This is a genomic window from Trichococcus shcherbakoviae (assembly GCF_963666195.1).
In the GTDB taxonomy this organism is placed as follows: Bacteria; Bacillota; Bacilli; order Lactobacillales; family Aerococcaceae; genus Trichococcus; species Trichococcus shcherbakoviae.
In genome coordinates this window covers 2,355,530-2,375,062 of sequence record NZ_OY762653.1, presented here as the reverse complement: position 1 = coordinate 2,375,062, position 19,533 = coordinate 2,355,530, and the positions used below count along the sequence as shown (strand labels likewise).

General features: G+C 49.7%; 15 protein-coding genes and 1 pseudogene. 5 read left to right on the top strand and 11 right to left on the bottom strand.

The annotated features are described in order from the left end of the window. Nucleotides 1-292 precede the first annotated feature (292 nt). From ACKPBX_RS11315 to ACKPBX_RS11305, 3 genes are all read left to right on the top strand, one after another. Nucleotides 293-988, top strand: a complete 696-nt coding sequence (locus ACKPBX_RS11315) for an AEC family transporter (RefSeq protein ID WP_319995424.1) — start codon at nucleotides 293-295, stop codon at nucleotides 986-988. Between the two features lie 274 nt (nucleotides 989-1,262). Beyond that, a complete protein-coding gene (locus tag ACKPBX_RS11310; protein ID WP_319995423.1) occupies nucleotides 1,263-1,907 on the top strand; it encodes a TetR/AcrR family transcriptional regulator in 645 nt (214 codons plus the stop codon). Nucleotides 1,908-2,005: 98 nt separating this feature from the next. Further along, entirely contained in the window at nucleotides 2,006-4,057 is a 2,052-nt protein-coding gene (locus tag ACKPBX_RS11305) for an ABC transporter ATP-binding protein/permease (RefSeq protein WP_319995422.1), read from the top strand. A gap of 279 nt (nucleotides 4,058-4,336) precedes the next feature. Here the strand turns inward: ACKPBX_RS11305 and ACKPBX_RS11300 are convergent, their stop codons facing one another. The 7 genes from ACKPBX_RS11300 to ACKPBX_RS11270 all read right to left on the bottom strand — a co-directional run bounded on the left by ACKPBX_RS11300 (nucleotide 4,337) and on the right by ACKPBX_RS11270 (nucleotide 10,478). After that, nucleotides 4,337-5,485, bottom strand: a complete 1,149-nt coding sequence (locus tag ACKPBX_RS11300; protein WP_319995421.1) for an iron-containing alcohol dehydrogenase family protein — start codon at nucleotides 5,483-5,485, stop codon at nucleotides 4,337-4,339. Nucleotides 5,486-5,592: 107 nt separating this feature from the next. Continuing rightward, a complete protein-coding gene (locus ACKPBX_RS11295; RefSeq protein WP_319995420.1) occupies nucleotides 5,593-6,405 on the bottom strand; it encodes an ABC transporter ATP-binding protein in 813 nt (270 codons plus the stop codon). A 12-nt stretch (nucleotides 6,406-6,417) separates the two neighbouring features. Beyond that, on the bottom strand, nucleotides 6,418-7,476 hold the full coding sequence (locus tag ACKPBX_RS11290; RefSeq protein WP_319995419.1) for a taurine ABC transporter substrate-binding protein: 1,059 nt from the start codon (nucleotides 7,474-7,476) through the stop codon (nucleotides 6,418-6,420). Between the two features lie 12 nt (nucleotides 7,477-7,488). Continuing rightward, a complete protein-coding gene (locus ACKPBX_RS11285) occupies nucleotides 7,489-8,337 on the bottom strand; it encodes an ABC transporter permease (RefSeq protein WP_319995418.1) in 849 nt (282 codons plus the stop codon). Nucleotides 8,338-8,375: 38 nt separating this feature from the next. Beyond that, nucleotides 8,376-8,693: a P-II family nitrogen regulator gene (locus ACKPBX_RS11280; RefSeq protein WP_319995417.1), complete on the bottom strand. Its 318-nt coding sequence runs from the start codon at nucleotides 8,691-8,693 to the stop codon at nucleotides 8,376-8,378. Nucleotides 8,694-8,720: 27 nt separating this feature from the next. After that, nucleotides 8,721-9,050, bottom strand: coding sequence for a P-II family nitrogen regulator (locus tag ACKPBX_RS11275; protein ID WP_319995416.1), 330 nt, complete (start codon nucleotides 9,048-9,050; stop codon nucleotides 8,721-8,723). A 63-nt stretch (nucleotides 9,051-9,113) separates the two neighbouring features. After that, nucleotides 9,114-10,478: an aminotransferase class III-fold pyridoxal phosphate-dependent enzyme gene (locus tag ACKPBX_RS11270; RefSeq protein ID WP_319995415.1), complete on the bottom strand. Its 1,365-nt coding sequence runs from the start codon at nucleotides 10,476-10,478 to the stop codon at nucleotides 9,114-9,116. 631 nt (nucleotides 10,479-11,109) lie between these two features. Between ACKPBX_RS11270 and ACKPBX_RS11265 the strand changes: the two genes are divergently transcribed. Together ACKPBX_RS11265 and ACKPBX_RS11260 are read left to right on the top strand one after the other, a co-directional pair. Then, nucleotides 11,110-11,514 (top strand): type II toxin-antitoxin system HicB family antitoxin, encoded by a 405-nt coding sequence (locus ACKPBX_RS11265; protein WP_319995414.1) that lies wholly within the window; start codon nucleotides 11,110-11,112, stop codon nucleotides 11,512-11,514. An 80-nt stretch (nucleotides 11,515-11,594) separates the two neighbouring features. Further along, the gene (locus tag ACKPBX_RS11260; RefSeq protein WP_319995413.1) at nucleotides 11,595-12,410 is read left to right on the top strand and encodes a Fic family protein; all 816 of its coding nucleotides are present in this window, start codon (nucleotides 11,595-11,597) and stop codon (nucleotides 12,408-12,410) included. A gap of 420 nt (nucleotides 12,411-12,830) precedes the next feature. Here ACKPBX_RS11260 and ACKPBX_RS11255 read toward each other — a convergent pair. The 4 genes and pseudogenes from ACKPBX_RS11255 to ACKPBX_RS11240 all read right to left on the bottom strand — a co-directional run bounded on the left by ACKPBX_RS11255 (nucleotide 12,831) and on the right by ACKPBX_RS11240 (nucleotide 19,433). Further along, nucleotides 12,831-14,638 (bottom strand): annotated as a pseudogene (locus ACKPBX_RS11255) (ABC transporter permease/substrate binding protein). Then, nucleotides 14,631-15,833 (bottom strand): quaternary amine ABC transporter ATP-binding protein, encoded by a 1,203-nt coding sequence (locus tag ACKPBX_RS11250; protein ID WP_407702547.1) that lies wholly within the window; start codon nucleotides 15,831-15,833, stop codon nucleotides 14,631-14,633. The pseudogene ACKPBX_RS11255 and the gene ACKPBX_RS11250 overlap by 8 nt, the downstream one beginning before the upstream one ends. Before the next feature lie 653 nt (nucleotides 15,834-16,486). Continuing rightward, nucleotides 16,487-17,812 carry a 6-phospho-alpha-glucosidase gene (locus tag ACKPBX_RS11245; RefSeq protein WP_319995411.1) on the bottom strand — a complete coding sequence of 442 codons (1,326 nt, stop codon included), beginning with the start codon at nucleotides 17,810-17,812 and terminating at the stop codon, nucleotides 16,487-16,489. A gap of 31 nt (nucleotides 17,813-17,843) precedes the next feature. Continuing rightward, entirely contained in the window at nucleotides 17,844-19,433 is a 1,590-nt protein-coding gene (locus tag ACKPBX_RS11240; protein WP_319995410.1) for a PTS transporter subunit EIIC, read from the bottom strand. Between the last annotated feature and the right edge of the window lie 100 nt (nucleotides 19,434-19,533).

The window sequence follows — 19,533 nt, the reverse complement described above, 5'->3', positions numbered from 1 at the left end:
CTATTGGTTGATGAATGGAGGAGCTGTTTCATGAATGACATCATAATTATCGCCTTGAAGGCCTTTCCCGTCATCGCTTTGATAACGACAGGGGTGGTCCTGGAGAAGACTGCCTTCATCGGCGCCGATGTCGTCAAAGGCATGAAGAAGCTGATCATGAATCTGGCTTTGCCTTGTCTTTTGTTTCTGATTTTGTTGGATGCCGATCTGCAAACGGACTATCTATGGGGATCAGTCGCAGTTTTTCTCACCTGCCTTGTGGCTTTAGCGATGGGATTTTTGTTCAAAAAAAATGTTGCGGTCGTCCAATGCGTTCTTCCCGGCAGTCTATTCCAGCTTCGTCACCGGCATCATCGGCTATCCGCTCTTCATCTCCACTTTCGGCGCCGAGCACCTGTACAGATTGGCGATCCTCGATATCGGCAATCTAATATTCATCTTCATCGTGCTCGCGACTTTTTTGGATAAAGTCGGTTGCAACCAAACCGGCAGAAAAAGGATGAGCCTGAAGGACCAGGTCAAACATATAGTCAAATCCCCTTTCCTGATCACGATGTTTTTGGGAATTTTGGTCTCCATACTTGGCGGGCGGACGTTTTTCCACGCGAACCCGGCGACGGCAGCCTTGCTGACGGCTGCGGGAATGCTCGCCGACATCACCTTGCCGCTGATCCTGCTGGTGATCGGTTATGAACTCCACTTTGATCTGAAACAGCTTTTGGTGCCGCTTCCTGCGGTATTGCTGAGGATCGGTATGATGCTCCTGTTAGCCTACCTGCTGAACACTTTCATCATCGACGGGCTGCTAGGCCTGGACCGGCTGTTCCAGATGGCCGTCTACACGATGTTCATCTGTCCGCCCACCTTCATCATTCCAGTCTTCATCGAAGGCGATTGCCCCGACAAAAGCTTCATCCTGAATTTCCTTTCGCTGAACGTCATCCTTTCCATCGTGACGTTCATCATACTGATGACAGTGTTGCTTTGACGGTTTGAATTGGGCGGGGTTTCCCCGCCAAACAGACTTTGGCGGTTTATTTTGAGCTGTACGATGCTGATTTAGCCCGCCAAATCAATTTTGGCGGGGAATTCTGCTCTATGACGGGCGGGTTCTCCCCGCCAAGCAGCCTTTGGCGGGGAAACTCCGCCCGATCCGAGATCCACATATCCGCACATCAACCGCCAATCTCCGGAAACTGCTTGCTTGTTTCCGGTTTCCAACGTAAGATGGAACCAAAACTAACTGTAAAGGAGCGGATAGAGTGGATTCGATTTTTGAAATCTTTAAACACAAAATCCAGAACAACGAGAAATTGACGCCTAAGATGCAGGCTATTTTGAGCGCCAGTCTGGAGTTGTTCGCGGAAAAGGGCTATTCAAACACATCGACAAAGGACATCGCCCGCTTGGCGAATGTGGCGGAAGGCACCATCTTCAAGCATTTCGGGTCGAAGGAGAATCTGCTGTACGCCAGCATTCTGCCGATCCTCAGCAAGTCGCTCGAAGTGTTGATTCCAGCGGAACTGCAGAAAAACAAGGAGAATATGGCTGACTTATCCTTCCATCATTTTCTCCACCATGTCCTGCCCGACAGGATTGATTTCGCCGGCAACAATATGAAAATCTGGAAAATATTTCTGACCGAATATCAGTACCAGGAAAGCATGCGCGACAATCTGCTGACGCTGATTCCAGGAGCACTGTTCCAAGAGATCAACCAGCTTTTGGATCTGTTCAAACAAAAGCAAGAGATCGTCGACTGGCCGAATGAAGAAATCATCCGCCTGATCATCAGCACGGTTGCCGGTTTTGTCGTCGCGAAATCGATGGGTCTCTCCAGCAACGCCGATGCGAATGTCGAAACCGATCATTTGATTCTTTTTCTCGAAAAAGGCCTCCAGCCATAATCAGTCCTTGACAGTCTGCTCTGTTAAGGACTATACTGTACCCACAAGATAAAAGTGAGTGATTACTCACTTATTTATTTAAGAGGAGGAACAGTTATATGGCATTTTTGGAAGTAAACAACTTAAACAAATATTATCCAATCACCGACAGCGAACGTTTCCACGCATTGAAGGACGTCCAGTTGTCTTTCGAAAAAGGCGAATTGGTTTCGATCATCGGTGAATCCGGCAGCGGCAAGTCGACGTTGATGAACCTGTTGGGTGGCTTGGATTCGCAATTCGACGGTGAAATACTGGTGGACGGCGAGAATATCGGCCAGTTCAAGGAAAAGGAAATGGTCGCTTTCCACAAAGAGAAAATCGGCTTCATTTTCCAAAGTTTCAATCTCGTCCCTCACCTTTCCATTTTGGACAACGTCACCTTGGCGATGACGCTTTCGAACATCGACAGCAAAACCCGAAAAGCACGCGCCAAAGAGGTGCTGGAGCAACTGGGTCTGAAGGACCATTACCAAAAGAAACCGAGCCAATTATCCGGTGGGCAAAAGCAACGGGTGGCGATCGCGCGGGCCCTTGTTAATGACCCGGACATCATCATCGCCGACGAACCTACCGGAGCGCTTGATTCCCAGACATCCGATCAAGTGCTGGACATCATCCAGGACATCGCGAAAACCGGCAAGCTGGTCATCATGGTCACCCACTCGGAGCGCGTCGCTTCCCGTTCCACCCGCATCGTGACGATCGACGACGGCAAAATCATCAATGACGAAAAGCGCCCGCCGCTGCAGTTCCACGACAACGCCTTCCAAATAAAGGAAAAGCAGGAAAACAAAAATCTGAGTTTCTTCGCGGCCATCCGCATGGCCTTGTTGAATATGAAAGAGAAATTGAGCCGGAACATCCTGATTGCGTTGGGCGGAAGCATCGGCATCATGAGCATCATCCTGATGCTGGCGCTCGGCAAAGGCGTGAACGACTACCTGACCGACACGATGAATGAAAACGTCAATCCGATCATCAGTGAAGCGCGGATGACCGAGGAGACGCAGTCCGACACCTCTGCAAGCGTCGAAACCGTCGCAGAAGCAGCACCTGCGCAGCCAAGCGGCATGGGCGGCGGTGGCGGAATCGGCGGCACGCTGATCGCCGATAATCCGGCCGCGCAGCTTTCGAAGAACATCCCGTTTGAAGAGGCTAACATTGCCGAACTGGAAGCCATTCCGAATGTCGAAAAGTTGGAATTGTCCTACGCTTCCTTCTCGATGGGCAGCGACACGGTCGTTTATGAAGGCGAAAATTATCCCTTCATGAACTTCGGCACGACTTCGGAGTTCATGACCGACTCCAACATTTTGTACGGCGAATTCCCGGAGCAGGATGAAGTCCTGATCACTGAGGAAATGGCCGATGGAATGGCCGGCACCCCTGAAGATATGATCGGCAAGGAAATCGAAGTCAAGCTTGCCGTCAACGGCAACCCTTTGAACGGCACCTACACGGTCAGCGGCATCTACACAGCCGGAAACGCGATCGGCCCTTCCGGCGCTTTCGACTCGGTCTTCATGACGATGGACACTTTTTCGGACATGAACGCTGAAAACGGCTTGACCGTGGAACCGAATGTCGCGTATCTATTCGCGGATGAAACAAGCAATTCCCAAGACATCAAAGATGCGATCAACGGATTGGGATATGCAGGCTCTTCCACAGACACGCTGGCAAAAACCTTCACGAAATTGCTGGATATCTTCACGTATATCCTAGCCGGTGTGGCTGGCATTTCCTTGTTCGTATCGGCCATCATGATCCTGACTGTCCTCTACATCAGCGTCGTTGAGCGGACGCAGGAAATCGGCGTCATCAAAGCGATCGGCGGGCGCAACAAAGATATCCGCCGCATCTTCGTCTCCGAGTCCTTCCTGATCGGCTTGTTCAGCGGCCTGCTGGGTGTCGGCATTGCCGCCCTGCTTTCCACAATCGGGAACGTGGCGGTCGAGCGCATCTTCGGGACGACCATCCTGCACATGACCCCGACCTATGCCTTGTTGGGCATCCTGGCCAGCGTCATCATCAGCGTCATCGCCGGTGTCTTCCCTGCCAATAAAGCAGCCAAGCTCGATCCAATCGAAGCTTTGCGTCATGACTAAGTTTAAAAGCAACTAAAGAAACAGCCATCCAGCTTCGTTTTGAGGTTGGGTGGCTGTTTCTTTGTAGTAAAGGAAAAAAGAGTTAGAATGTTTCAAACCTCGGGGCGGGGTTTTCCCCGCCAAACAGACTTTGGCGGTTTATTTCGGGCCGCCCGAAGTTGATTTAGCCCGCCAAATCAGTTTTGGCGGGGAACTTTGAACTGCGCGCACTAGGAATACCCCGCCAAAACCGGTTTTGACGGGGTATTCCTTGTTATGTGGAAAGAAAAAAGCAGCCGGTTACGGCTGCTCCACATACATATCTGTCTTAGTCAATGTCCCGAACAGATCATAGAGGATGTCATCCGTGATCTTGACGGGATTGTTCTCGAGGTTCGGGTGATGGGAAAGCTGCACCAATTCGTCAATCTGGGCATCGGACAAATCCAAATCCGTCAGATCCGTCCGCAAGCCGATCTGTTTTTTCAGCGCTGTGATGGCATCCGCCATCGCAGGCGCATCGGCAAAGCCGAGTGCTTTGGCGAAGGCGGTCACGCGGCCGTCGGTCTCCAGCAGGGCGTTCACTTTGGCGAAGTAATCGATCGTCAATCCGCAGGCTTCGCCGTGCGGGATGCCGTAGAGGTTCGTCAGCGGATAGGAGACGGCGTGCGAGGAAGTCGTCTTCGGCAGCGCGAAGGCCAGTCCGGCGATGACGGAGGCTTCGGCCATCTTTTCGCGCGCCGTGGCGTCGGTCGGGTTTGCATAGGCGATCGGCAGATGCTCGAACACCAATTTGGCTGCATGGATCGCCAGCGCGTCGCAGATTGGCTGGTGGTTCACGCTCCAGTATCCTTCGACCGCTTGGCAAAGGACATCGATCCCGGAGCAGGAGGTCACTGTCGGCGGGCACGTATAGGTCAATTCCGGATCGACGACAGCGTAGGCCGGGAAGAAGTTTGGCGACAGGATCGGCGCTTTTTTGCCGGTTGCGTGGTCGGAAAGGACCGAGACGCTCGTGACTTCGCTGCCGGTTCCGGAAGTCGTCGGCACAGCGATCAAAGGCAGGAAGGTTTCCGGCAAAGCTTTGCCGGTGCCGTGGTAGAGCCTGATCGACTCGTTCACCGTGGCGATCGTCGCGGCAGCTTTGGCGAGGTCCATCACGCTTCCCCCGCCCAGCGCGACCACAAATTTGGAGCCATTCGCGCGCATCAGCTCGGCGCAGGCATCGACTTCGGCCACCTCAGGATTGGGCGAAACGTCGCTGTAGACGGCGTTCAAGAGGCCGCCCGCTTCGGCGATGACTTTGTCGGCCAGTCCGGATTTGCGGAAGGAACGCGAACAGATCAGGATGCCGTCCGTCTCCCCGATCTCCGCGATGACCTCCTTCAAAGTGGAAATTTTTCCGTTTCCGAAGATGATTTTCACTGGTTGTTGATAATTCCAATCCATTCCATGCACCCTTTCTGCAGTAAATTTTGCTCTATTAAACAGCAATCCGAAAGGCGCGCCATCGCGGCAAGCCCTTCGGATCATTTTGTTTCATTATACCATCCAACCTACACAGCCAGCTCGTCTTTTTGGTTGATGACGTTCAGGATTGATTCGCGCATCGTCATGTATTGCTTGGAGTAGCGGGCGCTTTCGCTGTTGGCTCCGTCCATGTCGTAGGTGAAGTCGGTGTCGAGCACCTTCACGATGCGGCCGGGGCGGCTGGACATGACGATGACTTTCGTCGCCAGGGACAGGGCTTCGTCGACATCATGGGTAATGAAGAAGACGGTGCTTTGGTTCTTCATCCAGATGCGGCGGATCAGCGCCTGCATCTTGTCGCGGGTCAAAGCGTCGAGTGCGCCGAACGGTTCGTCCATCAGGATCATGCCCGGTTCGTTGACCAACACTTTCGCCAAGGAGGCGCGCTGCTTCATCCCGCCGGAAAGTTCATACGGCTTGCGGTTGGCGAAGTCCTGGAGTCCGACGATTTCCAGATATTCCTCCGTGATTGCTTCGCGTTCCTTTTCCGGAATGTTGCGCATGCGCAAGCCGAAATTGACGTTCTCTTTGATCGTCAGCCACGGATACAGCGGCGGCGACTGGAAGACGACTCCCCGCTGCCAATCCGGTCCTTCGATCGGCCTGCCGTTCATCAAGGCTTGTCCGTCCGTCGGCTGCATGAAGCCCGAGATGATGTTCAAGAGCGTGCTCTTGCCGCAGCCGGATGGTCCCATTACGCAGATGAACTCGCCTTCTTGGATGTCGAGATTGACTTGGGCCAAGGCCGTCACTGTCCCGATTTCGCTGTTATAGACCAGTTCGACATCCTCCAGTTTTACCACTGTCTTTCCGTTGATTCCTTCATAAGTCCTCTGCATAAGCGGTTCCCCCTATTCTTTCGAATCCAAGTAAGCTTCGACGTACGTTGTGTTGATGCCTTCAGCGAAATCTTCTTCGCTCGGCGATGCGGTGATGTTGCCTTGATCCAGGTAGAATTGGCCCATATCATACATTGTAGCGGCCATTGCGCCGACTGCATCGGATGACCCCAGGTTGGCTGCATCCAATTGTTCCTCTGCGGAAATCCAGTTTTGGCCTTCCATTTGGAGCTTAGCGGACTCTTCAGTGATGTTCAGTTGCTTAGCGATGATGGAGATGGCTTGATTCGGATCTTCTCTGTAAAGCGTTACGGCTTTATCGACAGCAGCGATGTATTTCTCAACGATTTCCGGATAAGCTTCGCCGAATTCGCTGTGGACGATTTCGACGTTGGCTGTCATATAACCCATTTCAGCTACGTCGCCACTGTGAAGAACGATTGTGCCGTCAGTCAGCAATTCGCTGAGGGTAGGCTCCCAGATGTAGGCGGCATCGATGTCGCCACGTTGCCATGCCGCAAAAATGTCGGACGGCTGCAGGTCGATCAAGGTGAAATCAGTCTCTTCAAAACCGCTGGCCGTGATGGCGCGCAGCAGGCTGTAGTGGGCCGTGCTGGCGAAAGGAACGCCGATATTCTTGCCTTTCAGGTCTTCCAGGGAGGTAGCGTTCAGTTCGTTCTTGGCAACCAAGGATTCCACGGAACCTAACGTCTCATGGATCCAGATCATTTCAATCGGGATGCCAGAAGCGATACCCAATACGGCCGAGCCCGAACCGGTCAATCCGAAGTCGACGGCGCCGGAAACCATGGCCTGGTTGATCGCTTTTCCACTTTCGAATTGGACGATTTCGATTGGCACACCCATTTCATCCTCAAAATAGCCTTCCGCTTTCGCGATGCCTTCGTCGTTCGGCATTTCCAAAGTCGCGATGATGACTTTATCAGGCAGGTCGCCATCCGCCGAAGCGGTGGAAGAATCGGTCGCGCTGTCCGCGCTGCCGCAAGCCGCAAACAAAAGAGCTGAGCAAGATAAGAACAGTAGTTTAGAGAACATGTGGTTTTTTTTCATAAAAGCCTCCGATTATTTTCCTGCCCAAGGGACAAATTTATTTTGTACGATGACGATGATTTTATCCAAAAGAATGCCGGTGATGCCCATGATGATGATGCCGACGAAGACGATGTCGCTGCGCAGGTAGTTGCTGGCATCAAGGACCAGCCAGCCGATCCCGGTCATGGCCGCGACCATTTCCGCCGAAACGAGGGTCGTATAGGCGACGCTGAGTGCGGTGCGCAGGCTCGTCAGGATATCCGGCAAGCAGGAAGGCAGGATGACATGGAAGAACACTTGGGTCTGGCTGGCGCCGACCGTTTTTGCGCTGTTGATGAAGTCTGTGTTGACTTTCGCAACGGCGGAGACGCAGCTGACGTAGATCGGTGCGAAGGCCGCAAGGAAAAGCAAGGCGACTTTCGAAGCATCCGCGATCCCGAGCCCCATTACCAACAAAGTGTAGTAAGCCAATGGCGGCAACGGGCGGTAGAAGTTGATGATCGGATCCAAGGCCGCTTTGATCTTCGTGTTGTAGCCGCTGAGCAAACCCAACGGAATCGCGACGATGATCGCCAATCCGAAGGCACTGAGCAAGCGCCATAAGCTGGTGCCGATGTGCTGCAGCAAGGAGTAGCCTTTATAACCGTTGAAGAGGATCTCTACGAAGGCCGTCCAAACCGCCAACGGGCTCGGCAGCAGCATCGGGCTGACCAGCCCCAGCGCGGTTACGACATACCAGAGCACCATGATCGCTGCGACGGTGCCGACGGTGATCATTTTTTCCGGCTGGATCCTCTTTCGTCTTTTCTTTGCCGCGGTCGCGGACGTGCTTTGCTCGGGAATCAGTGCATCGCTTGTGAGCGTATCTGCTTTCTTCATAAAATTGTCCTCCTTGGTCTCTTTTCGCCTAAACTGTTTCATGCGCGGCGTACCTGATATTCGCGGGCGATCGTTTGCACGAAAATTTTGCCGTCCCCCGCCTGGCCGGTGCTGTTGACGGCCAACAAAATGCCGATCACGTTTTCCACATGCTCATCCTCCGTCACGATCGTAAACATCCGTTTCGGCATCAGCACGCTGTGTCCAATCGCTTCGCGGAAATCTCTCCCTATCAGCGGATTCTTGCCGCGTCCGAATACTTTTCGGCAAGTGAAGCCTGGAAATCCGCCCGCTGCCAATTTTTGTTTCGTTTCCGTCACCTTGTTCAGGCGAATGATCGCTGTCACTTCCTTCATGCAATTCCCACCTTTACAGTCCTTCTATTAAAGTCCTTCTACGCCGCTACTGATCGTATAGGCGTTTTCGATTGCGTGAACGAATATTCTGCCGTCGCCGTAATTCCCCAAATCGCTTGTGCGCGCTTGTGTGGTGATCACGTCGACGATTTCCTTCTCATGGGCTGCTTCGGCCACGAGGAACAATAATTCCTTCGGCAGTTCGTCGTAGAAGACGTCGCCGATATGGATGCCGGCTTGTTTCCCCCGTCCGTACACGTCCATCCGCGTCACGGCGGTATGCCCCTTTTCAGCGAGTTTCGCCAAAATCAGTTCGGTCTTCTCCGGCCTCACGATGGCCTCAATTTTCACTAGCATGCGCTCCACCCCTTTTATATAGTAGATTTTTTGAAATGTGTTGCGGCCGGGACCCGGCGCAGTTTACATATATTGCTCATCGACAAGCGTCAGCACTTCATCCAGGATCGGCATCACTTCAGCCAACTCTGCTTCGGTGATCGTAAGCGGAGGGCAGACACTGATCGTCGTTTCGCGGCCGAAAGTTGAGAAGCCTCGGTCCTTCAGTTCCTTGTAGATCGCCGGCATGATCCGGTTCGGCGTGTTGAACGGCACAAGCGGCTCGCGCGTTTCCTTGTCGAGCACCAGCTCCACTCCGCAGAAGAGGCCGTAAGTGCGGACATCGCCCACGCAAGGGTGCTTGGCTTTCATCTCTTCCAGGTAGCCCTTCAAGATTGCGCCGATTTTTTCGACGTTGGCGGCGATGTTTTCTTCTTCATAGACTTCCAATGTCGCCAAGCCGGCCGCGCAAGCCAAGGTGTGGCCGCTGTAGGTCAAGCCGCATTGGAGTTGGTTTTCGGTGAAATATTCGCTGATCCACTCGGAGACGATCACGCCTCCTAGCGGAACGTAGCCTGATGTCACTCCTTTGGCGAAAGTGATCATATCCGGCGTGAATCCGTATTGTTGGAAAGCGAAAGCTGTTCCGGTCCGGTAGAAGCCGGCCATAACTTCATCGCAGATCATCACGATACCGTAGCTGTTGCAGAGGTTGCGCACCCCTTCCAAATACCCTTTCGGATAAGCGATGATGCCGTTCGCGCCGATGACCGTTTCCAACAGGATGGCCGCCACGTTGTACGGGCCCTCGTATTGGATCTGTTCAGCCAGATTCTTCAGGTAAAAGGCCGTCAATGCCTCTTCGGTTTCAAATGGAAGATTGTCGCGGTAAGGAGACGGATTGGAGAATTTCACGAAGCCGTTCGCACCGCCGATTTCAGCAGCGAACCTGCGGGAATCCCCGGAAGCATTCGAAGCTGCAAGCGTGGCGCCGTGGTAGCTGTGGTAGCCGCTGAAGACTTTCGTGCGCCCCGTCGCGATCCGCGCCATCTTGATCGCATTCTCGTTCGCATCGGCTCCGGCATTCGTGAAGAACACGCGCGCCATATCCCCGCCGGCCAGCTCAACCAGTTTTTTTGCCAACAAGGACTTCACATCGGTCGCATAACTCGGTGCCATGAAGCACATCTTTGCAGCCTGATCCTGGATTGCCTTCACGACTTTCGGATGCTGATGGCCGATGTTCGCGTTGACCAACAAGGAGGACATATCCACTTGACGGTTGCCTTCATAATCCCAGAAATAAATGCCTTCCGCCTTTTCGACTGCCATGGCAGCTTGGCCCTGCTTCGACCAGGCCCGCATCACGTACTGTTGATCCATCGCTATTACTTCTTCTCCGGTTAAAGTTGTTGCTTCCGTTGTATTCCATGTTGCGTTCACTGTCATGCTGTTCCCTCCCGATGAAATTTCTTTTAATCATTTTCTAATATGTCCCCATAATAGTGTGATTTTTACTTCCGGTAAACTGAAAGCTCTAATTTCATGATAGCATTTATGACATTTCTGCTTTCATGAGGAAAATATTCCGCTTACAACGGGGAATATTTCTTGTTGTTTGTCAGTTATGTAAGGTTTTTCTGAAAAGAAACTGACTTATTCTTCCGGATAATTGTGAGGGGTTTCAAGTTTGATATGGGTGGAATGATGAAGATAGGCTATCGTTATATTTAAGTTTCCTTTTGAAAAATGACGCCAGTTTCCAGGAATGCACGTCAGATTTACTGACACACTTTGATTGCAGAAGAGTTTTTTTGCGGTTATCAAGAGGGATCATGTGAGGAATCCTACCGTTTATAGGGTCGAGTTTGGGAGAATGTTCGGAAGTTTACCTGATGAATAAAAGACAAAATGTTCAAAAGAACGCAACAAAAGCGAAGACGACCAGCTGGAGGATGCTGATCGTCTTCGCTTCTATTCGAGCTTAATAAAATTCAGTGTAGCCCTCATTTGACTAGCACGTATAACACACGTACAATAAATTACATAGAAGAACGCAGTCATAAGAGGGGGACCCATCATGATTGAAGACAAAGTATACATCTATCCGATCTACATCACCGTCGACTTGGCCGAGGAATATCCTTATTTTGTCGAGATACCGGATGTGAATGGCTACACACAAGGGAAAGATTTGGCGGAGGCCATCACGATGGCGAGGGATTATATCGGTTTTGCCGTCATCGATAAAATGGAGCAAAACGAGCCTCTCCCCTTGCCAGATCAAATCGCCTATCTACAAAAAAATACGCAGATTAAGACACTTGTGGATATCAACTTCAAAAAATATAAAGCACAGCGCGACAACAAAGTGGTGAAAAAGACGCTCACGATTCCCAATTATTTGAATGAACTTGGCATCGAAAAAGGCATCAACTTCTCGTTGACGTTGACAGAGGCTTTAAAGGAAAAATTGGACGTCTGATGCAGCGGCATTATTGAACAAATTAGTTGTATAATCATTAGGAAGCACGTCACTTTTCTATTTGAAATGGGGTTTTAGTTATGGACTATTCAGAAAGTAAATTACCGCCCACCTATGATGTGGCCGAGAACGAGTTACCGTATCAGATTAAATTGGCTCTGTGGCAGACTGCTTTCGGCTTGCAAAAAGTCGATGGCCTCAGCCCATCCGAGTACATGGTCGAGCTGGCCTATGAAAATATAGAAGGAAAAAAAGGATATGACGCCATTTATCGCGAAATTTCGGATTATCACCGGGAAGCACATGTGGATGCAAACACGGTCGAGGCGGATATCGTTTCGCTCCGGATTGCGGAATTGTTAGCTGAAGATCACTTCCTACTCTCCCCTTCCACGCTGTTGGGCATCCACAGGCATTTGTTCACTGATGTTTTCCCGGAAGAAATTCCGGTGGGCAAGTTTCGGACGGTGAATATCACAAAGAAAGAGCCTGTGCTCGATGGGGAGACTGTCCAATACAGTTCGCATTTCATGATTCAGGATACTTTGGCGTACGATTTTGAAAAAGAAAAGAATTTCTCGTACAGGAACCTGACCCACGAGCAAAAAGCGCTGCATGTGATGGCATTTTTGGCAGACATTTGGCAAGTCCATCCTTTCAGGGAAGGAAATACTCGGACGGTCGCTGTTTTCGGTATCCAATATTTGAGGAAATTAGGATTCCACATCGACAATTCACTCTTCAGCGAGCATGCCGCCTACTTCAGAAACTCCCTCGTTTTCTACCATCATCATGGCGAAAAACAGGATAAACATTTCTTGAAAATATTTTTCGAAAATCTGCTGTTGGGCAAAAAGAACGTACTGTTGGATGAAGACATGTATGCGAAAGAATAGGACAAAATGTTCAAAAGAACTAAAAAAACGAAGACGAACAGCACGCGGATGCTGTTGGCCTTCGCTTTTTTTTCGTGAAGTAAACGAATTCCCTGTGGTTATCCGGTTTCCGAGTCTCACCATTGCGCTTTGAACATTTGGATCGAATGTTCGAAGGTTGTCCGATAACGTCGATGAATCGGACATCCGCTGCACGTTCGGTTCGATGGTTGTCCGATAACACCGATGAATCGGACAGCCTCTGCGCGTTCGGTTCAAAGGTTGTCCGATAACGTCTATGAATCGGACAATCGCTGTAAGTTTGGTTCGATGGTTGTCTGATAATGCCGATAAATCGGACAACCCAGGCTACTGTTATCAAAAAAGCAGGAGCTGCTGCCTCATTCCGAGACAGCAACTCCTAATAGTGTTCAACATTCATCATTTGGCTATGCCGGCAGTCCATTCTGCGACCAGATCCGGATTGGCTTCGACGAAGGCTGCAGCAGCGTCCTCGGCTGATTCGCCTTCATAGATTTGAAGCATCAATGCTTCGACATCTTCAATGGTCCAGTGGAATTGATCCAATACTTGGTAAGCTTCAGGCATGTCGGTTTCGAGCCCTTCACGAACCATCGTGTGGACTGTCTCTTCCCCGCCGAAAATGCCATTGGGATCATCCAGGTATTTCAGGTCATAGGCCGAGAATTTCCAGTGCGGATTCCAAGCTGTGATGATGATCTCTTCTTCATTTTCGATTGCTTGTCCGAGCGTGACGGTCATCGCGCCGGATGAAGACGTCTCGATTGCCCAATCGCTCAAATTCGGATATCCGGTCAGCGCATTTTCAGCGGCTGCTACGATACCGGCGCCCGGCTCGATGCCGGTGATGGATTTGCCGGCTTGATCGGTCAAATCTGCGATCGAGTCGACATCCATATAGGCAGGAACGGCCAAACCGATTTTCGCGCCTTCAAGGTTTCCGCCCAGGTCGACCATCTTGTCACCGTATTCTTCCATTTGCGCACCGTGCGTTCCTGGTAGCCAAGCGCTCAGCATGGCATCCGCTTCGCCAGTGGAGACGGCTTCCCACATGATGGCGTTGTCCAATGGGGTCAAGGTCACATCGTAACCGAGGTCTTCCAATACTTGAGCAACGACATGGTTTGTGGCCACCGCATCATCCCATTCGACGTAAGCCAGTTCAATTTCCTGGCCTTTGCCGACCGTATCTTCCATGGATTCTGTTTCGGCCGCACCGCAGCCAGCGGCGATCAGCGAGACACCTAAGCCCAATCCGGCAGTAAGTCCAAGGCGTTTCCAGTTACGTTTTGTTGTTTTTGTCATATTATGTTTCTCTCCTTTTTGTTTGGCAATCAGGAACGATTTAGTCTTTATGTTGAACTTTTTTTACTGAATTTCTGGGTCAAGCGGTCAATGATGATGGCAAGCACAACCAAAGCCAACCCGGATACGAAACCGGAACCGATTTTGGCGCGTTGCAAGGCGGAAAGGACATTACGCCCCAATCCGGGTGCACCGATCATCGAAGCGATGACGACCATCGACAAGGATAACATGACGGTTTGGTTGATGCCGGCCATGATCGTGGATTTCGCCAGCGGCAATTCGACTTTGAATAACCTTTGCGCGCCGGTGCTGCCGAATGATTCGGCTGCTTCAACCAATTCGGTGGAAACTTGTCTGATCCCCAGATTCGTGAAGCGGACGGTCGGCGGGATTGCGAAAATAAGTGACGCAAGCACTCCGGGAACCATGCCGATTCCGAAGAATGCTACGGCCGGAATCAGATAAACGAAAGCCGGCATCGTCTGCATGAAATCCAGAATTGGATTGATGATGTTGTTCGCGATTTTATTTTTCGCCATCAGGATACCGAAAGGCACACCGATCAGGACGGACAGTAAGCTCGAAAACAGGACCAACGTCAAGGTGAACATCAAGTCTTCCCAGAGCCCTTGGTTATAAACGAACCAGAGTCCGACGACGGAAAAGATGGCCAACCCGAATTTTTTACCCGAGGCAAAGAACGCCAACAGCGCCACTAACGCGATCAGAATGACTGCCGGAATGGCAGTCAGCGTTGAGGTCATCAGATCGATCAATGTCTGCGAAGACGCTTTGATCGGATCGAACAGGAAACTGAATGTATCGGCGGTTTTGTCTGTGATGTATTCAGCAAAATCGGCAACCGGTAATTCAGGTATGAAATTCAATAGATTATCCATTTACGGACACCTCACTTTCTCCCGCCAAAGCAGCTATGACAGCTCCTCGGACAAGGACACCCACCAATCTGTCGTTTTCGATGACAGCGACCGGCGAGCTTGAATCATGGATGATCGGGAAAATATCGCTCAAGGTAGTATCTTTGGAGACGGTCGGGATATCTTCTCTGAGGATACCATCCACTCTATTAGTGTTAGCTTTCAACGCTTTCGTAGCGTCCTCGGCAGTGATATACCCTTTCAGTCTGCGGCGATTGTCCACCACAAGGATCGTAGAAATCCCTTCTTGGCGCAATAATTCCAATGCGAAGAGCGGGCCGTGTTTTTCGATGTTCATGACGATTGGACGCTTCATGATGTGTTCGGCAGTCAGTACTTTCGAACGGTCGACGTCCTCCACAAATTTTTCGACATAGCGCGTTGCCGGATTGGTCAAAATTTCTTCCGGCGTACCGATTTGGACCAATTCCCCGTCCTTTAGCAGCGCAATTCGGTCTCCGATGCGCAAAGCTTCATTCAGGTCATGGGTGATGAAGATGATGGTCTTGCTGACGTTTGCCTGCAGATCCAACAGTTCATCCTGCATCTCACGGCGGATCAGCGGATCCAAAGCCGAGAAGGCCTCATCCATCAACAGAATTTCCGGGTCATTCGCCAAAGCACGGGCCAAACCGACCCGCTGCTGCATCCCGCCTGATAATTGGTTAGGATACTGATGGCTGTAATCGCCAAGTCCAGAATTTTCCAATGCCTGTTGCGCTCTTTCCTTACGCTCGGCTTTTGCGACGCCTTGCACTTCGAGACCGTACTCGGTGTTCTCCAATATGGTGCGGTGCGGGAATAAGCCGAAGTTCTGGAAAACCATACTCATTTTTTCCCTGCGGACTTGGCGCAATTCCTTCTTGTCCATAATCGACAAATTCTCTCCGTCAATCAGGATGTTCCCCTTCGTCGGTTCGATCAGACGATTGAACATCCGCACAAGTGTGGACTTTCCGCTTCCGGAAAGCCCCATGATGACGAAGATTTCCCCTTCTTCTATGGAAAGACTGACATTATTGACCCCGACCGTCGCTCCAGTGGCACGCAGGATATCTTGCTTGCTCTTCTTTTGTTCAAGCAGTTCCAGAGCCTTATCTGTTTTTTTTCCAAAAATTTTCGTTACGTTCTCTATTTTTATTTTCGGCAAGTGCATTGCTCCTCTCAAATTTTCGATGCTGTATGTGTGGATTCTGTTCGTAATGGGAATGAAATCCCGAATCCGATTGTGCGTCTCCGTAATGTACAAATATAGTCTTACATTTTCATTTATTCCGAAAATATAAATTGAAGATAATTTCGTTACATCACAAAGGTATAATCACTATTATCCAGTTATGGCGCGGATATGCAAATCAAAAATGAAAAACTTGTGAATTTTTTGTGAAAAAGGATGCGGTTACACGCGCTTCCTAAAGGTAACCGTAGTGAATTTGGAATTTTTTTAAATAAGTTGTTTAATGGATAGACATATTGCAATTAACCATGCGCAACATATCGGCATTTAGTCATTATGATTTATAGATTGTCGAATAATCGGGAGTTATTCGACAATCTGATCCGCGGTGGATCAGAAATTGTCGAATGTCGGTATACATTCAACAATCTTGGTGCTATTTTTGTTTTATTTACCGAATACTGACTGGATATTCGATTTTTTAGGTCAGCCCTTGTTTATTCACACAGCCTATCGTTATAGCCGCACGCAAAAAGGATCCCTATCTCTTTAATGAGCAGGAATCCTTTTTCAATCAGTTATCTTTCAGGTGATACTTTTCGCATTACATACAATTCTGGCTCCATTTACGATCAGTGCAGTTCTGGCCAGTAATCTTTGTTTGCTTCAATCAAGTCATCCAGAATGTCCTTGGCAATTTTTGCGCTCGGGATCGTTTTCGATAACGTCAAGGCTTGCCATAGTTTTTGGTAGCTCTGTTCGACATAGGCTTCCACCACTAGTTTCTCGACCGTCACTTGCTGGAACATCAAAGCCTGCTCAAATGCAGGGATTTTCCCTTGTACCAATGGTTCCGGCCCGTCATTCCCCACAATGCAAGGCACTTCCACCATCGCATCATCAGGAAAATTGGCGATAGCGCCATTGTTTTCCACAATCATCAACATTCTTTCGTGCGTATTGAACGCAATCGCTCGGGCCAAGTCCACGATAAAGGAGGCATGGCTGTCGATATGGAATCCACCGTCAACTGCGGTTCCCTTCTCGATGATGTTGCGTGCAGCGGAAAAGACTTCTTTTTCCCGGCCGTTCATAACTTCATTGGCGCGCGTATAGTTGCGATCGGAATGGGCCACCTCATAATCCGGATACAAATAATATTTCAGATAGGTATTCGGCAGATAACGCGGATTGACCGCTAATAAATCTTTTGCTTTTTTATGCGTTTCTTGCCAACTCTGATCCATATGTTGCGTGTCGACTTCAACTTGGGTCAAGTACCCGTTCTCGGCCACATAGTCTCGAATTTGATCAAGATACTCGTGCCCTTCTTTGTCTTTCACGCTAGTCCACCAGCCAAAGTGGTTCAGACCAAAGTAACGAACTTCCAGGTCTTGCGGATCTTTTCCGATGATTTGGGACATTCTGCGCAGCGTTCCCACCGGCATATCACAGATGTTCAGGACTTTCGAATTCGGACGCAGGACGCGGCAGGCTTCGGCCACAATCGCAGCTGGATTTGAATAGTTCAGCATCCAGCAATCAGGCGAGTAGGTTTCCATATGGTCGATGATTTCCAGCATCCCAGTGATGCTCCGCATGCCATAAGCTATCCCACCAGGTCCGCAGGTTTCTTGGCCGATCACGCCATGACGCAACGGAATCTTTTCGTCCTTTTCGCGCATTTCATATTTTCCGACCCGAATGTGCGCCATACAGAAGTCTTTATCTGTGAACGCTTCTTTTGGATCGGTTGTGTAGGAAAACTTCAAATCAGGGGCTTTTTCTTTCAATAAGATTTCCAGAGCTTCACCCAGTACGGCTTGACGTTCTCCATCGTTGTCGTAAAGCACCAATTCGCGCATCGGGAAACGATCTATATTATCCAGCATCATCATCACGATTCCTGGCGTAAACGTGCTGCCACCACCAGCAATTACTACAGAAAATTTTTTCATAAACAATTCATCCTCACTTTTTGAATTCAATTTATTCTTCTACAATTTCTCTATTTAATACTGTATCAACGGCTCTACGAATACTGTTCACCTGCAAACCATATACGACTTGAACATTTTGGCCTTTCTTGATGATGCCACTGGCCCCGGTCTCATTCTTTAAGATCCCCTCGTTCACTTTTTCAGGATCGGTTAAAGTAAGTCGTAAGCGCGAGTAGCAGTTCGTGACCGTCTCGATATTCGCTTCGCCACCGAGAGCAGCAACGATCGTATGTGCCACTCCCAACTCATTTGCGGGTGCTCCTGCTTTGGCGTTCTTCTCTTGAAAATCCTTTTTCGAATACAAACGTGTTTCTAATCCCAACTCTTCTCTACCGATTGTTTTGTAATTAAACATCGTGATCAAGAAGCGGAACAGGAAGTAATACACTATAAAGAAGAATAAGCCGACCACAATATACATGGGCCACGCTGTTCGTTCTGTTCCCAGCGGCACATTATATAACAAGAAATCTATTAATCCGTTTGGCCCGATTGCCCGCACGTTCAGAACATTCAGCAAGACCATGCTCAACCCACTTAAACCAGCATGGACAACAAATAATAAGGGAGCGACAAACATAAAAGAAAATTCGATTGGTTCTGTTACTCCAGCAATCAAAGAAGTCGCCGCTGCAGGAATCAGAATGGCACGCGCTTTCGCTTTATTTTCCGGTTTGGCTGTATGGTACATCGCTAGGCAAGCACCAATCAGACCGAACATTTTAGAGATACCGCGTGCATCCCAGATGACACTCGGTGCCAATAATCCGCCATCCGGATTTGCAATTTCAGCAAAGTAGATGTTCCGTGCCCCTTCAAAAATTTTGCCTCCGACCTCAGCGACGCCGCCCAGTTCCGTGTATAAGAACGGTGTATACACTAAGTGATGCAGTCCGGTCGGGATAAGCAAACGTTCCAACGAACCATATAGGAAGATACCGAAGTTACCGCTTTGATTGATCAAGTTTCCTAAACTGCTGATGCCCCCTTGGAAGAACGGCCAGATGTAAGTGAACAAAATGCCCAAGGACACAAGGACAGGAATCAACACGATGAATACAAACCGCGTTCCGCCATAAATTTGGAAAGCATTGTTGAATTCTTTGTTGGCATAGCGATTATGAACAATCGCGGTAACCACTCCTAGGAAGATGCCCAGAAAAACACCCATGTCCAAGACTTGGACACCTAAGACCATCGTCTGTCCGGTCCCTTGTAAGTTGCCTTCCACCAGCATACCTTGCAGGCCCATGAAACGGTTCATGGCATTTATGAAGACAAGGTAGCCGAGCAAGGCAATGAATCCGGCCTCTGATTTTTTTTTGTTGGCCAATCCAACGGCCAGTCCGACACAGAAGATGACACCTAGGTTCACTAAAATGGAAACAAGTGATCCGGATAATATCGTTCCGAATCCAGTTGTGACAGGATTATCTAAAAAGGGTAAAACTTCCAACAGGCGTGCATTGGTAAATAAATTTCCTATGGCAATCAAGATACCGGCTATCGGTAAAATTAAAACGGGAATAAACATCGCTTTGGAAAATTTCTGCATCGTATCCATGACTCTCTCTTTCATTTGTTTCCCTCCAATATAATTTCTTTAAGATGTTTACAGTGTAGCGAGAATTGTCCGGAAATAAAAGGCTTTCATAACGTTAAAAAACGTGTTTCGCAAA

Coding starts and splice junctions, on each gene's coding strand:
- ACKPBX_RS11315 (WP_319995424.1), top strand. CDS start 293: ATGTTGCGGTCGTCCAATGCGTTCTTCCCGGCAGTCTATTCCAGCTTC.
- ACKPBX_RS11305 (WP_319995422.1), top strand. CDS start 2,006: ATGGCATTTTTGGAAGTAAACAACTTAAACAAATATTATCCAATCACC.
- ACKPBX_RS11300 (WP_319995421.1), bottom strand. CDS start 5,485: ATGGATTGGAATTATCAACAACCAGTGAAAATCATCTTCGGAAACGGA.
- ACKPBX_RS11295 (WP_319995420.1), bottom strand. CDS start 6,405: ATGCAGAGGACTTATGAAGGAATCAACGGAAAGACAGTGGTAAAACTG.
- ACKPBX_RS11290 (WP_319995419.1), bottom strand. CDS start 7,476: ATGAAAAAAAACCACATGTTCTCTAAACTACTGTTCTTATCTTGCTCA.
- ACKPBX_RS11285 (WP_319995418.1), bottom strand. CDS start 8,337: ATGAAGAAAGCAGATACGCTCACAAGCGATGCACTGATTCCCGAGCAA.
- ACKPBX_RS11280 (WP_319995417.1), bottom strand. CDS start 8,693: ATGAAGGAAGTGACAGCGATCATTCGCCTGAACAAGGTGACGGAAACG.
- ACKPBX_RS11275 (WP_319995416.1), bottom strand. CDS start 9,050: ATGCTAGTGAAAATTGAGGCCATCGTGAGGCCGGAGAAGACCGAACTG.
- ACKPBX_RS11270 (WP_319995415.1), bottom strand. CDS start 10,478: ATGACAGTGAACGCAACATGGAATACAACGGAAGCAACAACTTTAACC.
- ACKPBX_RS11265 (WP_319995414.1), top strand. CDS start 11,110: ATGATTGAAGACAAAGTATACATCTATCCGATCTACATCACCGTCGAC.
- ACKPBX_RS11260 (WP_319995413.1), top strand. CDS start 11,595: ATGGACTATTCAGAAAGTAAATTACCGCCCACCTATGATGTGGCCGAG.
- ACKPBX_RS11250 (WP_407702547.1), bottom strand. CDS start 15,833: ATGCACTTGCCGAAAATAAAAATAGAGAACGTAACGAAAATTTTTGGA.
- ACKPBX_RS11245 (WP_319995411.1), bottom strand. CDS start 17,812: ATGAAAAAATTTTCTGTAGTAATTGCTGGTGGTGGCAGCACGTTTACG.
- ACKPBX_RS11240 (WP_319995410.1), bottom strand. CDS start 19,433: ATGAAAGAGAGAGTCATGGATACGATGCAGAAATTTTCCAAAGCGATG.